This is a genomic window from Paenibacillus albidus, assembly GCF_014644435.1.
GTDB lineage: Bacteria > Bacillota > Bacilli > Paenibacillales > Paenibacillaceae > Paenibacillus_AQ > Paenibacillus_AQ albidus.
On record NZ_BMKR01000056.1, the window covers coordinates 13,129 to 32,603 of the forward strand.

At 51.9% G+C, this 19,475-nt stretch carries 21 protein-coding genes; 12 read left to right on the forward strand and 9 right to left on the reverse strand.

The features are described from left to right. Positions 1-71 precede the first annotated feature (71 nt). Genes IEY53_RS32765 through IEY53_RS32780 form a run of 4 tightly spaced genes read left to right on the forward strand, consistent with a single transcriptional unit; the run spans position 72 to position 4,622 of the window. A complete protein-coding gene (locus IEY53_RS32765) occupies positions 72-1,184 on the forward strand; it encodes an ABC transporter substrate-binding protein (RefSeq protein WP_189032273.1) in 1,113 nt (370 codons plus the stop codon). Positions 1,185-1,194: 10 nt separating this feature from the next. Next, entirely contained in the window at positions 1,195-2,907 is a 1,713-nt protein-coding gene (locus IEY53_RS32770) for an ABC transporter permease (protein ID WP_189032274.1), read from the forward strand. Position 2,908: 1 nt separating this feature from the next. Next, a complete protein-coding gene (locus IEY53_RS32775; protein WP_189032276.1) occupies positions 2,909-3,997 on the forward strand; it encodes an ABC transporter ATP-binding protein in 1,089 nt (362 codons plus the stop codon). Next, positions 3,990-4,622, forward strand: a complete 633-nt coding sequence (locus IEY53_RS32780) for a metallophosphoesterase (protein WP_189032278.1) — start codon at positions 3,990-3,992, stop codon at positions 4,620-4,622. The genes IEY53_RS32775 and IEY53_RS32780 overlap by 8 nt, the downstream gene beginning before the upstream one ends. A gap of 211 nt (positions 4,623-4,833) precedes the next feature. Here IEY53_RS32780 and IEY53_RS32785 read toward each other — a convergent pair whose 3' ends face one another. The 4 genes from IEY53_RS32785 to IEY53_RS32800 all read right to left on the reverse strand — a co-directional run bounded on the left by IEY53_RS32785 (position 4,834) and on the right by IEY53_RS32800 (position 6,846). Then, positions 4,834-5,775 (reverse strand): IS3 family transposase, encoded by a 942-nt coding sequence (locus IEY53_RS32785; protein ID WP_229696479.1) that lies wholly within the window; start codon positions 5,773-5,775, stop codon positions 4,834-4,836. Then, on the reverse strand, positions 5,703-5,999 hold the full coding sequence (locus IEY53_RS32790) for a transposase (protein ID WP_189032280.1): 297 nt from the start codon (positions 5,997-5,999) through the stop codon (positions 5,703-5,705). Before IEY53_RS32790 ends, IEY53_RS32785 begins: the two co-directional genes overlap by 73 nt. Before the next feature lie 282 nt (positions 6,000-6,281). Then, positions 6,282-6,467 carry a hypothetical protein gene (locus IEY53_RS32795; protein WP_189032282.1) on the reverse strand — a complete coding sequence of 62 codons (186 nt, stop codon included), beginning with the start codon at positions 6,465-6,467 and terminating at the stop codon, positions 6,282-6,284. 73 nt (positions 6,468-6,540) lie between these two features. Continuing rightward, a complete protein-coding gene (locus IEY53_RS32800) occupies positions 6,541-6,846 on the reverse strand; it encodes an ArsR/SmtB family transcription factor (RefSeq protein WP_189032284.1) in 306 nt (101 codons plus the stop codon). A gap of 379 nt (positions 6,847-7,225) precedes the next feature. On the opposite strand from IEY53_RS32800, the gene IEY53_RS32805 reads away from it, so the two are divergent. Further along, entirely contained in the window at positions 7,226-8,626 is a 1,401-nt protein-coding gene (locus IEY53_RS32805) for an MFS transporter (protein ID WP_189032286.1), read from the forward strand. A 58-nt stretch (positions 8,627-8,684) separates the two neighbouring features. On the opposite strand, the gene IEY53_RS32810 is transcribed toward IEY53_RS32805, so the two are convergent. Both IEY53_RS32810 and IEY53_RS32815 read right to left on the reverse strand, forming a co-directional pair. Then, positions 8,685-9,500, reverse strand: a complete 816-nt coding sequence (locus tag IEY53_RS32810) for a class I SAM-dependent methyltransferase (RefSeq protein WP_189032288.1) — start codon at positions 9,498-9,500, stop codon at positions 8,685-8,687. Positions 9,501-9,531: 31 nt separating this feature from the next. Continuing rightward, positions 9,532-9,948, reverse strand: coding sequence for a MarR family winged helix-turn-helix transcriptional regulator (locus tag IEY53_RS32815; protein ID WP_189032290.1), 417 nt, complete (start codon positions 9,946-9,948; stop codon positions 9,532-9,534). Positions 9,949-10,159: 211 nt separating this feature from the next. Between IEY53_RS32815 and IEY53_RS32820 the strand changes: the two genes are divergently transcribed. Beyond that, positions 10,160-10,690: a DoxX family protein gene (locus tag IEY53_RS32820; RefSeq protein WP_189032292.1), complete on the forward strand. Its 531-nt coding sequence runs from the start codon at positions 10,160-10,162 to the stop codon at positions 10,688-10,690. 103 nt (positions 10,691-10,793) lie between these two features. On the opposite strand, the gene IEY53_RS32825 is transcribed toward IEY53_RS32820, so the two are convergent. Continuing rightward, positions 10,794-11,471, reverse strand: a complete 678-nt coding sequence (locus tag IEY53_RS32825) for an O-methyltransferase (RefSeq protein WP_189032294.1) — start codon at positions 11,469-11,471, stop codon at positions 10,794-10,796. Between the two features lie 141 nt (positions 11,472-11,612). On the opposite strand from IEY53_RS32825, the gene IEY53_RS32830 reads away from it, so the two are divergent. The 5 genes from IEY53_RS32830 (at position 11,613) to IEY53_RS32850 (ending at position 15,369) form a co-directional block, all read left to right on the forward strand. Then, on the forward strand, positions 11,613-12,497 hold the full coding sequence (locus IEY53_RS32830; RefSeq protein WP_189032296.1) for a LysR family transcriptional regulator: 885 nt from the start codon (positions 11,613-11,615) through the stop codon (positions 12,495-12,497). Positions 12,498-12,568: 71 nt separating this feature from the next. Further along, positions 12,569-12,988: a MarR family winged helix-turn-helix transcriptional regulator gene (locus tag IEY53_RS32835; RefSeq protein WP_189032297.1), complete on the forward strand. Its 420-nt coding sequence runs from the start codon at positions 12,569-12,571 to the stop codon at positions 12,986-12,988. Between the two features lie 185 nt (positions 12,989-13,173). Next, positions 13,174-13,827: a hypothetical protein gene (locus tag IEY53_RS32840; RefSeq protein ID WP_189032298.1), complete on the forward strand. Its 654-nt coding sequence runs from the start codon at positions 13,174-13,176 to the stop codon at positions 13,825-13,827. Position 13,828: 1 nt separating this feature from the next. Next, a complete protein-coding gene (locus IEY53_RS32845) occupies positions 13,829-14,137 on the forward strand; it encodes a hypothetical protein (RefSeq protein WP_189032299.1) in 309 nt (102 codons plus the stop codon). A 128-nt stretch (positions 14,138-14,265) separates the two neighbouring features. Then, entirely contained in the window at positions 14,266-15,369 is a 1,104-nt protein-coding gene (locus tag IEY53_RS32850; RefSeq protein ID WP_189032300.1) for a stalk domain-containing protein, read from the forward strand. Between the two features lie 286 nt (positions 15,370-15,655). On the opposite strand, the gene IEY53_RS32855 is transcribed toward IEY53_RS32850, so the two are convergent. After that, positions 15,656-16,117 (reverse strand): peptidase M56, encoded by a 462-nt coding sequence (locus tag IEY53_RS32855; RefSeq protein ID WP_189032301.1) that lies wholly within the window; start codon positions 16,115-16,117, stop codon positions 15,656-15,658. A 305-nt stretch (positions 16,118-16,422) separates the two neighbouring features. Then, positions 16,423-18,351 (reverse strand): AraC family transcriptional regulator, encoded by a 1,929-nt coding sequence (locus tag IEY53_RS32860; RefSeq protein WP_229696478.1) that lies wholly within the window; start codon positions 18,349-18,351, stop codon positions 16,423-16,425. A gap of 48 nt (positions 18,352-18,399) precedes the next feature. Between IEY53_RS32860 and IEY53_RS32865 the strand changes: the two genes are divergently transcribed. Continuing rightward, a complete protein-coding gene (locus tag IEY53_RS32865) occupies positions 18,400-19,272 on the forward strand; it encodes a TatD family hydrolase (protein ID WP_308424275.1) in 873 nt (290 codons plus the stop codon). Positions 19,273-19,475 lie beyond the last annotated feature (203 nt).

Sequence of the window (19,475 nt, forward strand, 5' to 3'; positions counted from 1 at the left end):
GGAGCGTTACACTGAAGTGGAGCCAAACGGAAAGCGGCATCCCATCGGGCAATTACCAAATGGAGGGTGACATGAGAAAAAAGAAAAGTAAAATAAGTTCCACAATACTGGCATCGGCATTCCTGCTGCTGACCGCCTGCGGCGGGAACTCGGCTACTTCAGGCACAGCTGCAGGAACAACATCTCCGGAACCGCAACAGACCACAGCTGCCGAGGCAGCCCATCCAACGGAGAACACAACGGCATCGGAGGATACCGGCAAAACCATCTATTTGTACGGCAATGATTTCGTCGATTATATCGCACCGAAATTCGCCGAGGAGACTGGCTTCAAGATCGAAGCCGTCCATTACGGCGGTGGCGAAGCCCTCGCCAAGATTGAAGCGGAGCAGGGCAACCCGCAGTGGGATGTCCTTATGATGGACGGGCATGGCTCCGTGCAGAGTCTGGCGGACCGCGACTTCCTTCTGACCGGCTGGCAGCCGGACAACCTTGACAATCTGACCGGGGACGGCGCTTCTTATGTTCCGGAGGATTTAGCTTATTTTCCTGTAGGCATTCATGCCTCCGCTGTTATTGCTTATAACACAAAACTCGTGTCTGCCGATAAAGCGCCGAAGACCTGGGAGGAGTTCTTCCAATTCAAGGGTCCGGTTGGCCATGCCGATCCGGCAGTAGCCGCACCAGCTTACCCGCTGGTATCCGCTCTGTTTGAGAAATGGGGGGTCTCCGCAGCGGAGCAAAAGTATATGCAGCGCTTCAAGGACGGGCTGAATGTGTATCCCAAAAACGGGCCCGTCGGCAAAGCCCTGCTCAGCGGGGAGATTCAGGTCGCAGCCTTGCAGGAGCATAACGCCTATGAGTTGAAGCTGGCCGGGGAGCCGGTGGAGGTAATCTGGCCGAAAGAAGGCGCACCCGGCAGTCTGCGGGTCGTTGCCATCAGCAAACAGACCAAGAATCCGGCCGCAGCCAAAGCATTCGTGGAATATATGCTGAAGCCGCAGACCCAGCAGCTTATGACCTCGCTGGACTCCACGGAGAGCTTTTTCACTCCGCTTGTACAAGATATCACCATGCGAAGCGATCGCGAACCAAACGGCAAGTTCCTCCTGCCTACAGCAGAATGGGCCGCAGAGCATGAGGTACAGATCAAGACCTGGTTCGCCGATCAAAATGTAAATTAGGAGCGTAATCATGAAAGCCTCGGAAGCACGTTGGGGAGGCGGGGTCACCCTCCTCCTGTTTGTTTTCATTTTTTTGCCGCTGCTGGCCGTCTTGGTTAATGTCGTGTTCCCCGGGTTGTTCTTCGGGAAGCTGCAATACGGCGGCTTTGGACTGGCTGCTGAAATATTCCACCGCCCCCTGTGGCGGCAATCGTTGCAGAACTCGGTGACGCTGGCCCTTGGCGCAGCTACCCTCGGGACCGTGATCGGCGGAATCCTTGCAACGTTGCGGGCCCGCTGGAATTTTGCGGCAGCCAAGCTGTTGGATCTTACCGCCTGGGTCCTGCTGATCGCGCCTTCGTTCATGGTAGCCCAGGGCTGGGTGCTGTTCGCCAGTGCGGACGGACTGGTGCACCAATGGCTCGGATGGACATGGGTCACCTCATTTATCTTCAGTCCGTCAGGACTTATATTCGTCATGGCCCTCAGCAAGTTCCCGCTGGCTTACCTCGCTATTCTGGCTGCCACGGAATGGAACGTCCGCCAATTCGGACATGCGGCCCAGTTGAACGGCGCTAAGCCATTTACGGTCTGGAGAACGATTGACCTTCCATTATCCAGGCCTTCTTATCTGGCAGGCTGGACGCTCGTATTCATGGACACGGTTGGCGACTTTGGCCTTCCTGCCGCGCTGGCCACAGTCTACAAGTTCCCCACGCTGACCTATTCCATCTATTCGGCAATCTACCAATCCCCCGTTCGTTTCGATATGGCCGGGGTACTCGCCTTCTATCTGGTGCTGCTGCTCGTCTGTGCCATGGCACTTTTAATCTTCGCCGTGAGACATTCACGCGCAGACTTTCTTAATGCCCGAGCGGTCAAAGCGGCCAGAAGCAAGCCGCGCCACTCTTGGCTATATAACCTCGTAACCGGTGTCTTTCTGCTGGTCTGCCTCGGAATCCCCATTGGCACCAGCGCAGCTGTATCATTGCTCAAAAAGACAGGCGACGGACTGACGCCCAATAATCTGACGCTGGGGAATTACCGCGACTTGTTCTCGGCTCCGGCAGGCGATCACAGGCTGCTGGGTTATTTGGAAGGCCTGCTTCACTCATTGGCCATTGCGACAGGAGCCGCCGTCTTCAGCATGCTGATCGGCTTTGTCATTGCTTATGTGCTGACCTTTACGGAATCCCGTTTCAAGTCTGCACTGCAGCTGTTCTCCATTGTATCCCTGGCTGTGCCGGGTGTGGTACTGGGAATCGGGTATATTTTTATCTGGAATCAAAAATGGCTGGAGACTGTCGGGTTGCATCTTTACGGCACCCCCGCCCTGCTCGTTATCGCCGGGATTGCCGGAGCGATTCCTTATGCGGTTCGGGTACAGCTTGGGGCCTTCGGCAATCTGTCCGGCACCATGCTGAGAGCTGCGGCCATTCAAGGGGCCGGCATCTTTGACCGCATGCGGCATATTGTTCTGCCGCTGGTCCGGCAATCGCTGCTGATCGCGACACTGGCTTCGTTCGGCACCAGTATCTTCGATCTGGCCTTGGCTTCGATGCTGAAGCCTGCCAATTATTCACTGATGCCTCTGGTCATTGACCGGGCTTTTGAGTTCTCGCGTTATGGATATGCCACAGCGGCCACCGTCGTCAGCTGCGGCAGCGTAGTGCTGCTAATCATCATGCTCCAGACGGCCGGACGCCTGTGGTTCCGCCGCCTGGACCGTTCAGGAGGAAAGTAATTTGCAGAGTATATTAAAGGTACAGGGAGTTTCAAAAGCGTTCGGCGAACAGCAGGTGCTCCAGCCGATCTCGTTTGAAGTTGAACCTGGGGAACGTATCTGTATCCTCGGTCCATCAGGCTGCGGCAAATCTACTCTACTGCAGATGGTCGCCGGACTGCTCCGGGCCGACGCGGGAGAAATCGAGATTGCCGGAGTCAAAGTAGAGCACGGCAGGCACTTCATTCCGCCGGAAAAACGTCCGCTGAACATGGTATTTCAAGATTACGCGCTGTGGCCGCATATGACGGTACGGCACAATATTGAATATGGCATGAAACGGCGCAAAGTCCCGAAGCCGGACATGCACAACCGGCTGGAACGATTGCAGTCGCTGCTTAAACTGGAGGGACTAATGGACCGGATGCCGGCCCAATGTTCGGGCGGTCAGCAGCAGCGGGTCGGCATTGCCCGGGCGCTTGCGACGGAGCCGAAGCTGCTGCTCATGGATGAACCGCTGTCCAATCTCGATGTGAAGCTGCGGACCGATATGCGCGGCGAGCTGGCCCGCCTGCTTGGCGAACTGTCCATCGCCACGCTGTATGTTACGCATGACCGGATGGAAGCTTTTACCGTGGCCGACCGCATTCTGGTGCTGCGCGGCGGCACCATTGACCAACTGGGACGGCCCCAGGAACTATTCGAGCAGCCGGCCAGCCCTTGGGTCGCCCAGTTAATGGGCTATCATAACCGGCTGGAAGTCCGCTTGGCCGAAGGGAACCCGGCAGCAGCCCTCATAGCCGGCACACCAATCTCGGGCCAGCGGATGGCGGCCGGAGCGGACACGGGTCCGGCTATAATGATGCTGCACCCGGACAGCATCGTAGTCCGGCACAATCCCGTGCCGGGTGAGCCGAACCTGTTGAACGTGACCGCTGTACAAGCCATCTACGAAGGAACCCGGTGGCGTATTATCGCCGAGACAGCAGATGCTCAGCCGCTGCATCTGTTTCATGAGGAGCGGATCGAATCCGGCAGCAGCCTGACGGTTTATCTGCCACCGGGCAGAACCATGATCTACTCCGAATCCGCCACTTTTGCCAATGTCTAGACTGTTCGCCGCCTCTGACATCCACGGCCACGGCTATTTGCTGCAAGTACTGCTGGATAAGGCCGGTTATAACCCCGCGGCAGACCGTCTGTTTCTGCTCGGAGACTATGTTAACAAAGGGCCTGATTCCGCTGGCACCCTGAATTTGGTGGACCGGCTCTGCACGGCCGGGGCTGTTGCTCTCCAGGGGAATAATGAGCGAAAATGGCTGGAACGTGTCCCTGATTCGGCTGCACCTGATATATCCGCGGCTTCCCGGTACCAGCGTTTGATCGCGCGCATGCCGCTTTGGGCGGAGGAAGACGGTTATCTATTCGTCCATGCCGGACTGCGCCCGGGCATCCCGCTGGCCGCCCAGAGCGTGGAGGATCTGACAAGCATACGCGAGCCTTTTTTCCACTCCCCGCCGCTTAAGAATAAGACTGTCGTATTCGGGCATACGCCAACCTTCCGCTTTGGTCTAAGTCCCGGAAACATCTGGTGCGGCACCGGCAAACTAGGGATCGACACGGGAGCCGGCCACGGACATGATCTGAGCCTGGTAGAATTACATGAAGGCAGACAGTGGTCCCTGTCGGTATCAACCCCCAACACCCTCCGAAAGATGAAATTTCGCTTCACCTAAAAATACAAGGGGGCTGCCTGTGCAGCCCCCTTTTGTCATGTCATCAACCCGGCTTCATCAAAAGACGGAATCCAGCCTCCAGACAGCACAAATACCCCCACAGATAGGGGGTATTGCTTTAGAAGAAATCTGTCGGCCCGGGTTCCACCGGCGGGGCCAATTCTAAGGCATTTTGGACCTCCGTCAAGAAAGTAGACACTAATAAGGAGATTCAAGCAACTTTCCGCTTGAATCTCGCTGCAAACTGAACCGGGGACACGTAGCCCAGGGTGCTATGGATTCGTTTGCGGTTATAAAAAAATTCAATGTACTGGTAGATTTCATCATAGGCCTGCTTCTTCGTTTTAAACTTGGTGCAGTACACAAACTCTTTCTTCAGAAGGCTATGAAACGATTCAATGCAAGCATTGTCGTAGCAATTGCCTTTACGACTCATGCTCGCTTTCATACGATATTTCACCAAACGTTTACGGTAGTCGGCAGAGGCATATTGTGACCCGCGATCTGAATGGTGAATGAGCCCTTTCTTCGGGCGTTTCGCATGGTAGGCGTTGTCCAGGGCACCCAGAACGAGGTCCGTGGTCATGCGGTCACTGAGCCTCCACCCCACGATTTCCCGGGTGCACAGATCAAGCACGCTGGCGAGGTACATCCTCCCTTCCCGGCAGGGAATATAGGTGATGTCCGTGACCCAGGTTTGGTTCGGTTTCGCTGTAGAAAATTGCTGGTTGAGCAAGTTAGGGGCAATCGGCAAGTCGTGCTTGGAGTCGGTGGTATTCACTCGAAATTGTTTCGCTACACAAGAGCGCAAACCCAGCTCTCTCATGTATTTTCCAATGGTGCGCTCGCTGACTTGATGACCTTCACGTTGAAGAAGAATGGTGATTTTAGGGCTGCCATAACGGCCCTCCGTATCGTTAAAATGATAGGTGATTCGCCGGAGCAACATGGCCTTCCGGCTGGCCTGAGGACTCGGTTTAGCCGTTCTCCATTTGTAATAACCGCTCCGCGATACCTCAAGGACGCTGCACATCTTCTCCACAGGGAACTGGGAGCGATGATCTTCGATAAACTGAAATCTCAGTTCTTTGGATTGCTGAAGATGTGCACTGCTTTTTTTACGATGGCCATTTCCTCTGCCATGTCGGCTAATTGCTTTTCCTTTTCCAGCAGTTGTCGTTCCAGTTCCCGTACTCTTTCGGCGCTGGCCACAGGCTCGTCGGGGAACTGCCGGTACTTTCCTAACCACTGATGCAAAGTTTTTGCGGGAATATCCAGCTCTTGGGCAAGTTCCGCCACCGTCTTGGTCTGCTCTTGGATGTACTTTACCGTCTGTTTTTTAAACTCATCATTGTAGCTTTTTCGTATTCCACTCATGTGGACACCTCCTCGTTAATTTCATTATTCCTGTTCTCTTAACGAGTGTCCACTAATAACACTAACATCATTTTTGCCTTCCACTCGGTCGATTCCCACCGGTGGGGCCATTCCTAAGGCATTTTTGCCTTACAATTGGCCGATTCACACCGGCGGGGCCATTCCTAAGGCATTTTTGCCTTCCATTTGGCCGATTCCCACCGGCAGGGCCATTCCTAAGGCATTTTTGCCTTCCACTTGGCCGATTCCCACTGGCAGGGCCATTCCTAAGGCATTTTTGCCTTACAATTGGCCGTTTCCCACCGGCAGGGTCAATCCTAAGGCATTTTTGCCTTCCACTTGGCCGATTCCCACCGGCAGGGCCAATTCTAAGGCCTTTTTGCCTTCCACTTGGCCGATTCCCACTGGCAGGGCCATTCCTAAGGCGTTTTTGCCTTCCACTTGGCCGATTCCCACCGGCAGGGCCAATTCTAAGGCATTTTTGCCTTAGGATTCCCGCCTCTATTGCCGAGGCTCTGAACAGCACCCTCCAGGGCCAAATCTACTCGGCACTGCTCTTCAGAATCACCGGCAGCAGCTCCGGGAACCGGGCCTGCAAATCCTCGGTGCGCAGCGCAACGATATGCTGGGTACCCTGCACCCGGACCTGGACAACTCCAGCTTCGCGGAGGGTACGGATATGGTGGGTCATGGTTGATTTAGCAACTGGAACATTGAAATTATTGCAGGGCTGCTCGCCGCGGGCAGCAATATCCTGAACGATCTGCAGCCGGATGGGGTCGCTTAAGGCTTGCAGCACGGAACATAGATGAATATCCGCAAGTTGGGGATGATGCAGAATCTTCATAACGCTTACATCTCCTTTGGCACAGACTACTTATTGAATTTTAACATATCGCGTGGTATATTTCTAATGTTCTATTATTATAGTACTTTCATATTTAAAAGAAATATAGAATGAACTTGAGATTTTCCCAATATAGGTTTTGGTCGTAACTGCGGTGAATGTTTGGACTTCCGGCCGCTGTTGTCGTAAGAATTTCTTGTTTATACCGCTATTCGTGGAAATCTGGGGACAGCTTATGCTTACGAGGCGAACTTTTCTATGGAAAGCTTTCGGGCGGACGCTACCCGCTCCTACAGTTCCAAAATTCCCCTACGTTACTCTCACTTTGATATTACATTTTTTAGTTCATCCTATTTAGAAACAGGAAACAGGAGGGTTTATGAGTCAGTCTAACGCTACAACTACAGCTACAGCTTCAACTGCAAGCGGCGTCCCCGCCTTTCGGGAGAATATCGTTGTATCCCTGCTCGGCTTCGTCATTATTCTGGTCGTCATGAATACCATGATGTTCAACCTGGCATTGCCGCAAATTACCAAAGACTACGCCTTGTCCCCAATCGCCGCTTCGTGGATTGTCACGGGTTATTCCATTGTCTTCGCCATTATGTCAATTACCTTTTCCCGCTTGTCCGACTTCGTCCCCTTGCGGACGTTGTTCATCACCGGACTCGGCCTGTTCGGGGCCGCTTCCCTGATCGGACTGTTCAGCAACAGCTTCATCCTGCTGCTCGGCGCACGGCTGATACAGGCGGCGGGCGCCGCTTCGATTCCGGGTCTGTCCATTGTGCTGATTACCCGCTATATTCCGGTGGAACGGCGCGGCAATTCCATGGCCATCGTCATTTCTGCAAGCTCACTGGGCCTGGGGCTTGGACCGGTCATCGGCGGTTCCGTCACCCAGTACATGGGCTGGCATTACTTATTTATTATTACAGGGATTTCGCTGCTGCTGATCCCCGTCTTTTTCCGGGTGATCCCCAAAGAAGCACCGCAAAAAGGCAGCTTCGATCTCCTCGGCGCCGTTCTAATTGGCATCGGGACCACCGGCATCCTGCTGTTTCTGACCGGCCGCGAGTGGATCATGCTTGGGGTCGGAGTCCTGGCTTTGCTGCTGTTCTGGCTGCGGATTCACCGTGCCGGCAACCCTTTTGTACAACCGGCCCTGTTCCGCAACAAAACCTATATGTCGCTCAGCGCGCTCGGCATCGTCTCCTACATCAATAATTTCTCCACTTTATTTCTGCTGCCGCAGGTTCTGGCGCATCTTTATGGCCTGACACCGGCACAGTCCGGACTCATAATTTTCCCGGGGGCGATTGTATCCATGCTCCTCTCCGGCCGGGTAGGCCGCCTGATTGACCGGCACGGGAACATTTTGTTCATCCGGTATTCACCGTGGCTGCTGATGCTGGCTGCCATACTGTTTGCCCTGTTCGCGGACACTTCCTTTTATTCCATCATGGGAATCTATGTAGTACTAAGCGTAGGCTTCTCTACGTTGACTACCAGTGTGTCCAATCAAATCTCGGAGATCCTGCCGGGGGACCAGATTGGTGCGGGGATGGGATTTTTCCAGTTAATCCAATTCTTCAGCGGGGCTTTCAGTGTGGCTGTAACCAGCATTGCATTAGATGCTCAACAGTCCCTGCCGATGGGTACCGCCTACTCCAATATCTTCTGGGGCATGACCGCAGCAGCGGCCACCGCCATCATCTGCTCCCTGATCTATGGTTCGTATCACAAAGCCAAGTATGTAGCCGCCGCTGATCTTGGAGCCTAACGAATCACTGTCCTGACAAAAGACTGCCCATCAGCCTTATGGCCCGGTAGTCTTTTGTTCATCTGGACGAGATGGCTTTACGCCCCACATATAACCCATGATTACTGTATCCAAGCAAGGTCCGTTCTTCACAGGTGCTTAGGTGATAGTCTGCCCAAATCTGGTATTGTTCCTCTGACCACTGATTCATCTGCTCTCTCATAAAAAAAGCACATCCGTCAGTGGCCACATGTGTTAGCTTCTCCACCTGCTCCTCCGCCAGCAAGGCCTCCACTTCCTCAGGGGTATGAAAATAAGCGCTGGCGAAAAAGTCCGCTTGATCGTCCGAATCAACGTATCCCTGATGCTGAACGGATGTTATAAACTCACGGTTCAAATATTCAGGCGCTTGTCCAGCCAAATGCGGAATAATGAAGGAACGGTTGATGTAAGCAGCTGCAAGCAGCCCTCCCGGCTTCAGGACTCTCAGACATTCCCGGATACATTGCCGCTGGGCTTCGGGATTCTGGAGATGATACAAGGGGCCCAGACATAATACCACGTCGAATAACTCTGATGCGAAACCGCTCAGATCGGTTGCATCCGCTACCTGGGCGGGGACATTCCTGTAGGCGTCCCGCTCAATTCTCTTTTGAATCAGCGCAGCGTGTTTGGGTGTAATATCTACAGCGGTGACTGCATTGCCTTTATCGGCATAATAAAAGGTATACACTCCGCTCCCCGCCGCCACATCAAAAATGGCTGCAGCTTCATGGATATACTTCTCTAATATTCGGGTCGTAGTTATAAACTCCAGCCGCCGGGCCCGATCGGAGGTTAAGCGGGAGGCTTCATCGTAGCTGTCATAATACCGGACCACCTTCTGGTTCTGCATGGTAACCCCCTCCTTTTTGTGCAGCGCACGTTTACAAACCTATCTTATTCAGCAGTCCCATAAGCTGCGCTTTCTCGTCTGCGGTGAAATGCTCATACACAGCAGCCAGCAGCGCCTCGGATACCTTGTCAAAGACAGGCTGCAGCTCCCTTCCCTTATCTGTGAGAGACAGCCGGTAGACCCTTCCGTCCTGCGGGTCTTGCCCCTTGTTCACATAACCCAGATGCACCAGCTTCTCGACCAAGGCGGTTATGGTGGATTTGTCCCTGTCGATAGAACAGGACAGCTGATTCATCGTGAGGAATTCCTTAGTATATAACTGAAATAGAATATCCCCGTGTGAGGGAGCGATCCCGTGGATCTGATGCCTTTTCAATTCACGTTCAATAAATTTGTTGCTGCGGCGGTGGATGCGGCCGATGGCCGCCAAGATCTCATGTTCATTCATAAGCTCATGTTAGATTTATCCAAAAGGGGTGTCAAGCGCTTTCCACACACAGCTTCTCTGGGCTATATTTCAAATTTAAGTTTGATATAAAAATAAATTCGGATTTTGTGACTTTTATCACACCTATTGTGAAAAAAATCACTTATTATAAAGCTATCGAAGATGATCATCGATAACACACACAAATAAAAAATTTCAAGGAGTGGATATTATGTTTAACAACTGGTTGCGCACTAACAAATTGGCGATGTTCCTGCTCACAATTGTACGTATATATGTCGGTTACAAATGGGTTACTGCGGGCTGGCACAAGCTCACCGGCGGATTCGATGCCTCGGGTTTCCTCAAGGGAGCTATTGCCAAAAGTGTCGGCGAAGATGCCACCGTGCAGGCCTGGTGGGGAAGCTTTCTCCAGCATGCGGCTCTCCCCGGCGCAGATTTCTTTAACTTCCTCATCCCAACAGGTGAATTTCTGGTCGGTCTTGGCCTGATTCTCGGTACATTTACAACATTCGCCGCTCTGATGGGGCTTGTCATGAATACCGCTTTTCTGCTCTCGGGCACGGTCAGCACTAATGTTCAAATGCTGCTTCTCGAGGTTCTGATCATCGTTTCCGCTGCCAATGCCGGCAAGATCGGCCTGGATAACTGGGTGCTTCCATACCTGCGTCATTTCTTCAGCCCGAAGAAATCGCCTGCTAATTCGCGGCCCATTAACCCAGCCATGAAACATACGGTATAAAATAGAACCTAAAAAATGACCCGCATGGCGGACGCTGAGCACTTCGCGCCGTTCCTGCGGGTCATTTGTATGATTTGCTTTTTGTAAAACAAGTTGTTCGCCTCTACTCTCCTGCTCTTACTACGCCCAAGATGAACCCGTCGTACCCTTTGCTGCCTACCGTTTGGATCGCTGTGGAATCAATCCGCGGTTCTGTAGACAACATCTCCACAAACTGACGAATTCCCTGTACCCGCTCATCCTGACTGTCCTCTTGAATCACTTCACCGTCACGCACCACATTGTCAGCCACAATAACCGCACCGGGTCCGGCCAATTCCAGCGCCCAGCGCAGATAATGGGGATTATTCGGTTTGTCCGCATCGATAAAAATAAAATCAAACGGCTCCACCTCACGCTTGCTCAGAACCGCCAGGCTATCCAGCGCAGCGCCTTCCAGGATTTCCACCTTCTCCCCAAACCCTGCGGCCCGAAGGTTATCTTCGGCTACCTGAACATGGAGATGCTCATACTCCAGGGATACCAGCTTCCCGTCTTCGGGAAGTGCACGTGCCAGCCAGATCGTACTGTATCCACCTAATGTGCCAATCTCCAGTATCCGGCGTGCCCCTTTGATCCGGGCCAGCAGATGCAGCAGCTTGCCTTGATTAGGCGCGACATCAATCTCCGGCAAACCCGCTCCGGCATTGGCCTCAAGTACACCTTCCAGGACAGGATCGGCGGCGAGCAGCTTACTGCCGAAATACTGATCCACTTCATTCCATTGCTCTTGGTTTCTCATTTAAATTCCTCCTCAAATTGTTTATCATGCCTGTCATCAATTGCTGTGAAGCTGATTTTAGTTTATGATGAATCCATCCATAATACTAATATATGTTTTTTGGTTATACATATATTTTAGTTATATAAGAGGAGTACGCCTATGAATCTCCATGCCCTGCGTTTATTTTATGTTGTCGCAGAAGCCGGCAGCGTGACCAAAGCTGCAGCCCAATTAAGGATCAGCCAGCCTGCGGTCACCAGCCAGATCAAGAAATTCGAGAAGGATTTGGGGCTGCCCTTGTTCGCCCCGAGCGGCCGGGGTATCTCCTTAACCCCCTTTGGAGCGGAGCTGGTGCAGCAAGCGGCTAATTTATTCACCTATGAGGAGCAGATAGAAACCTTCGTCGCGGATTACCGGCTGGGGAGATCCGGCAAACTGCGGATTGCCGCCACCTATCTCCCGGCTAACTTTCTGGTTCCCGGCTGGGCGGCCCGTTTCAAAGCAGGACATCCCGGGGTGGAAATGGTCATTACCACAACCAATTCCCGGCAGGCCTTTGAACGGCTCAAACGGCATGAAGCCGATGTCGCCATCTATGGAGGCGGACCGGAGGACAAACCGCAGGAGCTGGATTGGATTGAGCTTTTTGAAGATGAGCTGTGGTTTGTCGTAGCCCCTTCCCATCCCTTTGCAGGCCGCACGGTTTCTTTGCGGGAGATGATGAAAGAACCGTTTATTATGCGGGAGGAAGGCAGCTCTACCCGGGAGCGGCTTTTTTCCTTATGCAGAACGTATGGCCTGAACCCTCCACAGGTAGCCTTGCAGTTCAGCGGTCTGAATGAAGCCATCCGCTCGGTGATGGCAGGTTATGGAGCGAACTTTATCTCCTCTCTGGTCGTTCATGAGCATGTCACCCGTGGTGAACTGGCGAGAGTTCAGGTAGAAGGCATCCATCTGACCAACAGCTTTGCCATCTGCACCCGCAGCGGTGAACACCAGTCTCAACTGGTCCGGCAATTTATTGAGCTGTGCCGCCAAGCTTGACAACAAAGATCGGGCTTCTATATATTGTAAGCGCAGACGTATCACATTTGAATTCACAATGGAGTGTGCCCATGAGCCATCAATCAGACAAGGAACTTGCCATCCATAAAGTAATGAATCAACTAGCCAGCGCAGAACAGAAATCACAGGCCTTTGTCGGGCGTATTACCCGCAGCGAATCCCTGACGCATAATCAGATCATGCTGCTGTTCCTGCTTCAGCTCACAGGCCGTCTGAATATTACGGATATTGCAGAGCGATTCATCATTACGCCCGGGGCTGCCTCCTCCATGTGCGACAAGCTGGAAGATCTGGGGCTTGTCGTCAGAGTCCGTACCAAAGAAGACCGCCGGGTTGTCAATATTGAGCTTACAGACCAAGGGACCCAGCGTATTCTCCAGCTCTTTGACACCTTCGAAACGGCTGAGCTGGACCGGATGTCTGCCATTCTTCGCCAAATCAATGATTTAATCGCAGAGATCGTTGACTGATTCAGGCTGGATGAATCTCTGTAACAGCATAGCGCAGCGGTTTTGATCCGCAAGTAGCAGCACTGCCACCAGGAACAACGGGCAGTGCTGTTTGTTGTCTGCCTGGGATGGCATTTACTATATTGACTATATATTATAACAAGTATATATTTTAGTTATTAAAATAATTTTGGTGGTGAATCCCAATGTCCAATTTCTTCTCAGCAAGTGAACACTCCGGCCAGCTCCCTCTGAAAGTCAAAGGATCACTCATCCGCCGGGAGGATATCGAGGCCTCCGCCGTTGAGGTATTCGGCCATTTAAAAGCGCGGGGAAATGTAACTGCGGAGCGGGTAAAAATCTCCGGCGAATGTTCCATTGGAGGAATCTGCCGGGCGGACCAGGTGGAGAACCTCGGAAGCCTGCGTGTTGACAGCCTCCAGGCCGAGCGGGTCACATCATCCGGTTATCTGGCCGTTACGCAGGAAACCCGGTGCGGCAGCTTCCGGGCAGAAGGGGCAGTACAACTGCACACCTTGAAGGCCAGCCAAGCCATCGAACTGCGCCTGGGTTCTGCATGCAGCATTGACCACATGAGCTCGGACGGATTGGTTACGGTAGTTTCTTCTTCCATGCTGCTCAATTTGGTGATGCGCCCTTTTCGCAAATTGTGCTGCAAGTCAATCAAAGGTACGTCCATTATCCTGGAGCGAACCCGGGCTGAGCTGGTCAGCGGCGAGAAGATTGTGATCGGCCCAGGCTGTGTCATTGAGGAAATCCGCTATGGTACAAGTCTTGCCGTTGATCCCAAATCAAAGGTAACAAGCGCCATTCATGTCAGTACTACTGGAGGGAAATAAGATGGGCAGCAGCAGTTATAAAGGACGGACTCTATTCAGCTATATTGCCAAAGGGTTGACGCTGATCTTTTGCGTTCCGATTCTGGGTGTATGGACGGCAGGCAGCGCCGTTTGTGCCGTAATCGCTCTAATTGGCGCTATTCTGGGCACGTTCGGCTACCACGGAGTTGCGATGAACCTCTATCCCGGTTATTCCTTGCCAAGGATTCTCAGCTTGCCCTTTGGCCTGCTTTTGTCGCTGGCGCTGCTGATATCCTTTTATTACACCCGGCGGTGGCTGCGGGGCTGCCTGCAATTCATAAAATCCTGAGCGCACTTCAACTGTAAGATATCCGTAACAAGGTTGTCTCCAGTTTGTAAACTGAATTTTGTCCCCTGCTCTGGAATTTTCATCTATAATAGAATAGCTTAGTATTTTTAGACTTTGGAGGCTATCCTATGAAAAAAATGATCATTGCCGGCGCAATAGCCCTGTTCCTTGCCGGAACCTGGGCAACGCCTTCTATAGATACAACACATGCTGCAACAACCCCGAACATCATGGTAGATGGAAAAAGCGCGGCCACTCCTCTGAAATCCTTCTACGCAGGCGATAATCTTTACATTCCCGTGCGGGTTCTGGAAGAGTTCTACCCGGGTACCCTGAAGTGGGATAACACCAAAAAGCAATTGAACATCACCGGGTCAGGCACCTCCTCTGTGCTGATCCCCGGCAGCGAGAGCATTCAGTGGGGCGGCGGACAATATCGGCTGGACAGCCAGGTGCTGTTGCGGCAAGGCCATGTATATATTCCGGTCACCGCCCTGAATACCCTGACCGGAGCGGATTCGAAGCTGAATACAGCCAAGAGCAGCCTGGAGATACAATCAGGCAACGTCAGCAGCAGCGTGCGGACGCCTGCTGAACCGCTGGCCGTCGCCAAAGAAGACGCAAAAGTGAAGCTGTATGCCGCTCTAAAAGAGGGAAATATGTATAAAGGCTATATTCTGGAAGCCGGCGGCGTCAAGCACCCCTTTGCCTGGGAGTCGCCCAGGTTCGTGCAGTATCCTCCCGAACTCTATTACACCGATATTAATAACGATAGACAGCCCGAAATTATAGTTATTCTGACCCTGGGTACAGGTACGGGCATAGTTGAACAAGAACTCCATGTCGTAAACAGCAAAACATGGAACGAGACCGCTGTTCCTAAAGCATATGAAGCTGCCAGAACACTGGTTGCTTCCACGATCACCAAGGATAAAGAGGATACACTCGTTAACCTCGTCATAAAAGGCTCATCACCGTCCACAGTTTCTATACGTATGCCAGGGCGCGCAGAAGACATCAGTAACCTGGGGACATCGGCAGGCATTGGTGCAGTCACCTATTACAGCGTAGAATCTGGGAAGCTGACGGCGAAGACCAGTGTCGGCGTAGGGTTCGGAGAAAGTATCGGCACCCTCAAGCTGGTCTATAAAGCGGGAAAGACCGGCATGGAGCCGGAATCTGTGACTTTTATTCCTTTTGATGAGTATCCGGCAAGTATTAAGAAGCAGTAACCTCTATATTTAACTGTTCCAATCTGTTCATCCATCCGGCATTTTTCATAAGCAAAAAGCTGCCCACGGGCCTTAACGCGGCTTCGTGGACAGCCTCATTCAGTTATTCTATAAGCTGCTGTAAAGTCCAAAAAGAGCTTTTTCCGTTCTAGGGGAAGGCCAGCTTCCCCCTGACCGTTGGCCGGTCTGCACCTGTCGCTGCAGGCAGATTATTGGCAACGCCGTGCATGAAATCATTGCCCTGGAAGGCATAAATGATGGTTGCGGTCTTATTTAAAGTGGTGGATTAGTACTTCTCAAGAATAACCCACACTAAACTGATTTTCTGGTTATTTGTAGTATAAACATCCCCTTCTGGAAATACAAACCGCGCCCGTAGTTTATTTGCATTATCGTAGTAATCTCTGGAACTCAGCCTTTGGGCTTTATCATATTTGCTGACTACAAAGTTGTTCCCCAGTCTTTGCGTAACATCATCTAAACTATGAATGCCTATTAACCATACATGTTGAATGGCATTTAGCGAAAGGGTCTTCAACTTAATAATGTTTCCGTCTGAATCATACACTACAGAAAAATCCTTATAATACTTATAATAATGATTTTTCACAACTTTCTCCTGAAAATCGCTATTCTTCTTATATTTACCGAAATCAAGATCCTTAATATTTTGACCAGGCTTCATACCATATATCGTTAAACCTGATAAGTTTGTAGATGGTACGGGTGGAGTTTCTTTTCTATTCACAAAATACATCAGCACAGAAAGTACTAAGATAGTCGAAATAACAATAAGAGTCGTCCTTAGTGTAATCTTAGAGATACGATTTCCCCCTTATCGATAAACAATGTTATGGTTATTATTCAAATCATTGAGTATTTTAGCTTGGTTTTTTATAATTCATATTCAATTTTATGGAATAACTGAAAATATTGAAGTGATTATAGTCTCTTTTTCAATAGGCATTAGCGAAGGACCACATTGAACAGCAAATAAACAGTGCCGCAGTCCACTTTGAAGTGGGCCTGCGGCACCGTTTGTTGGTTACGGCATTATTTAATTATGCTCTCCAGCACATCATCGATCATTTGCGAGTTGGCAATGGTTCCGGTGTAGAGCCAGCTGGACTGGTTATCATATTCGTAGACGTTCCCTTTTTGCACAGCAGGAATGCCCTGCCACATCGGATCTTTCAGCAATTCTTCCTTGGTAATCCCTCTTGCGTTGACAATAAATAAATGATTCGCATCCATCTGCGCCAGCTTCTCCAATGAAATAGCGTTCCAATTCGCCTCTCCGGAAGCTGCAGCTTCATGCACCACAGCAGGCACACTCAATCCAAGGTCATGGTACAGCAGATCCCCGCTGGATAAATTCTCATTTACTACGTATACTTTTTTGGCTGTCACCCATAGTGCAGCTGCCGACTGTGTGCCGATCGTCTGTTTCAGCTGTTCTTTGGCTTCACTGGCCTTCTGCTCATAGTTCTCCAGTACTTTTTGGGCTTCTTCACTTTTATTCAGCACTTCGCCGACGGTCAGCAGCTCCTGCCGCCAGTCATTGTTTTTCTCGGTGCCAACGGCATAGGTGGGGGCAATTTTGTTGTACTGCTCATATTTGTCCCCTTCCACCATCTCCGCACTGTCGATAATGATCAGATCAGGCTCGACGCTCATCACCGCTTCGTAGGGTAGATCTGCCGGAATCGTCGGAATACCCGCCAGCTCTTGTTGCAGATAATTCTGCACCGCTTTGCCTTCTTTCACCGACCACTGCGCCACAGGCTTCACGCCCAAAGCCACCAGATGATCTTCCAGATAGGTAGCGAGCACCCGCTGCGGATTTGCCGGAACGGTTACTTTATGTCCAAGTCCGTCGGTTACCTCACGGTCCTTAGCTTGCTGCTCTACTTCTGCTGTATTGGTGTTGGCGCTGGCATTCGTGCTCACTGCAGCCCGATTCGTCGACCCGGAACAGGCACTGACCAGTAACGTAAGTGTACATAGTAATACTAAAGCTATCAGGTGCTGCTTGCTGTTTCTGCTCATCCGATTAACCCCTCTATATGTATATTGATAATGATTCTCATCACCTTCATCAATATAGCGCTTGCTTCCTTTGACGAACATGGAGTATCCGGCCTTTTCATCTGGAGAATTCGGACCTCTGTTGTTCTCCCGTATATACGCAGCGTAGTTGGCCGGAGCGACACCCGTGTGCTTTTTGAACAGTCGGCTAAAATAAAACATATCCCCATACCCCACACTGGCCGCCGTTTCCTGCACGGTCGCGTTCGTCTTCAGCAGCAATGCCTTAGCTTTATTCATCCGCAATTGAATCAGATAGTCGATGGGACTGTAGCCTGTATCCCGTTTAAACCGGCGGTTCAAATACCTTGCACTATAATTAAAGCTGTCTGCCAGCCCTTCCATCGTTACAACAGAAGCATAATGCTGTTGAAGATACAGCAGCATCTGGGCAACCAGATCGGGCTGTTGCGTTTGTACCTTTTGCCGGTCCAGCTCCCATACCAGCTCATGGATAAATTGATACAATAGCCCTTTGATCTGCAGCCGTTCCACTGTTCCCCCCGCTGACCAAAGCCTGTCCATCTCCTGCACCTTATTCAGCAGTGACATAGGCTGCCCCGGCACCATGGCGTATTGCCAGACAAAGGGCTGACAGGCTGACGGAAGGGCAGGCCGGGCCCGGTACATCATCATATAGAATTCAAAGCTTTCGGTAAGCGGCACGATGTCGAGACACATGCCTTTGCCGCCATGCAGCACATGAAACCGTGAGGTCTGATATTTGGTGCCATCCAGCGAAATCTCCGCACTGCCGTGGAACGCATAAATAAAGCTGCTGGCCGGCAAACGGTAAGAACGCCACTCTTCGCCCCCACGGAGCGGAATGCGGCGAATATCCATGATTGTAACCAGAGCCTGATCCCATAACAGCAGATGTTCATCAACCTTCATATTTTCTGTTCAACTCCCGTACCAGTAAAAGTCCAGTCTTTATTATAATTGATAATTATTCTCATTTGCAATGGACTATATTACACCCACCGGACTAGCTATAGTACAATGGATACATTCAACAGCAAGGAGTGCTTACCTATGATTGATGCCCATATTCATCTTGACCAATATGCTCCACAGCTTACCGATACGATTCTGCAAGAGCTGCCCTCCCATGGCATCGAAGCCCTGATCGCCGTGTCTATGAATCTGGATTCCTGTATCCGGACCGAGGCCTTGGCTGCACAATATCCCGCCATCGTCAGGCCCGCTTACGGGTTCCACCCGGAACAACCTCTGCCCACAGCCGAGGAATTCGCTGCTCTGCTGGAATGGATCGAGTTGCGCGCGGGGCAGTTGACGGCCATCGGCGAGATTGGCCTGCCCTATTATTCGCGGGCAGAGGCGCTTGCGCGCGGCGAAGCTTTGGACATGGAGCCTTATGTCGGGCTGCTCGATCAGCTGCTGGCCCTCGCCGCCAGGCTGAACAAACCCGTTGTGCTCCATGCCGTCTATGAAGACGCGCTGCTCGCCTGCGACCTGCTCGACAAGCACAAGATTCGGCGGGCCCATTTCCACTGGTTCAAGGGGCCGGAGGAAGCCATCACCCGCATGATCGCGCGGGGCGATTACGTCTCTTTTACACCGGATCTACTGTATGAGCCGGAGATCCGGGAGCTGGCGCGGCGTTATCCGCCGCAGCAGGTTATGGCCGAGACCGACGGTCCCTGGCCATTCGAGGGTCCGTTCGCCGGACGGGCTACCCATCCGGCGATGATCCGCGACGTGGCCGCCGCGTGGGGGGCGCTCCACGGCTGCTCCGCCAGCGAGGCGGAGGCGCTGCTCACCGCGAACACGGTGAGGTTTTATGGGCTGTAGGTGCAGCGGAAAGACCGCCGCTCCGGGGGAGCGGCGGTCTTTTTATAACCCAGCTATTGAATTTTAGATTTAACCCGATAATAGAAACAGCGGCAGCCATAGACAAAATAAAGTCCTGGACTGCCGCTGTTTTATTGAACTATCGTTTCCCGTTAGAATTCCTGTAGAATGAATAATTTGGTCTTTGCACAAAAACGAGCGCC

Bases quoted from the DNA above. Each gene is read 5' to 3' on its own strand.
- IEY53_RS32790 (WP_189032280.1), bottom strand. From the start codon at position 5,999: ATGAGTGGAATACGAAAAAGCTACAATGATGAGTTTAAAAAACAGACG.
- IEY53_RS32810 (WP_189032288.1), bottom strand. From the start codon at position 9,500: ATGCAGAACCAGAAGGTGGTCCGGTATTATGACAGCTACGATGAAGCC.
- IEY53_RS32830 (WP_189032296.1), top strand. From the start codon at position 11,613: ATGAATCTCCATGCCCTGCGTTTATTTTATGTTGTCGCAGAAGCCGGC.
- IEY53_RS32815 (WP_189032290.1), bottom strand. From the start codon at position 9,948: ATGAATGAACATGAGATCTTGGCGGCCATCGGCCGCATCCACCGCCGC.
- IEY53_RS32850 (WP_189032300.1), top strand. From the start codon at position 14,266: ATGAAAAAAATGATCATTGCCGGCGCAATAGCCCTGTTCCTTGCCGGA.
- IEY53_RS32860 (WP_229696478.1), bottom strand. From the start codon at position 18,351: ATGAAGGTTGATGAACATCTGCTGTTATGGGATCAGGCTCTGGTTACA.
- IEY53_RS32845 (WP_189032299.1), top strand. From the start codon at position 13,829: ATGGGCAGCAGCAGTTATAAAGGACGGACTCTATTCAGCTATATTGCC.
- IEY53_RS32835 (WP_189032297.1), top strand. From the start codon at position 12,569: ATGAGCCATCAATCAGACAAGGAACTTGCCATCCATAAAGTAATGAAT.
- IEY53_RS32770 (WP_189032274.1), top strand. From the start codon at position 1,195: ATGAAAGCCTCGGAAGCACGTTGGGGAGGCGGGGTCACCCTCCTCCTG.
- IEY53_RS32800 (WP_189032284.1), bottom strand. From the start codon at position 6,846: ATGAAGATTCTGCATCATCCCCAACTTGCGGATATTCATCTATGTTCC.
- IEY53_RS32780 (WP_189032278.1), top strand. From the start codon at position 3,990: ATGTCTAGACTGTTCGCCGCCTCTGACATCCACGGCCACGGCTATTTG.
- IEY53_RS32840 (WP_189032298.1), top strand. From the start codon at position 13,174: ATGTCCAATTTCTTCTCAGCAAGTGAACACTCCGGCCAGCTCCCTCTG.
- IEY53_RS32765 (WP_189032273.1), top strand. From the start codon at position 72: ATGAGAAAAAAGAAAAGTAAAATAAGTTCCACAATACTGGCATCGGCA.
- IEY53_RS32820 (WP_189032292.1), top strand. From the start codon at position 10,160: ATGTTTAACAACTGGTTGCGCACTAACAAATTGGCGATGTTCCTGCTC.
- IEY53_RS32825 (WP_189032294.1), bottom strand. From the start codon at position 11,471: ATGAGAAACCAAGAGCAATGGAATGAAGTGGATCAGTATTTCGGCAGT.
- IEY53_RS32805 (WP_189032286.1), top strand. From the start codon at position 7,226: ATGAGTCAGTCTAACGCTACAACTACAGCTACAGCTTCAACTGCAAGC.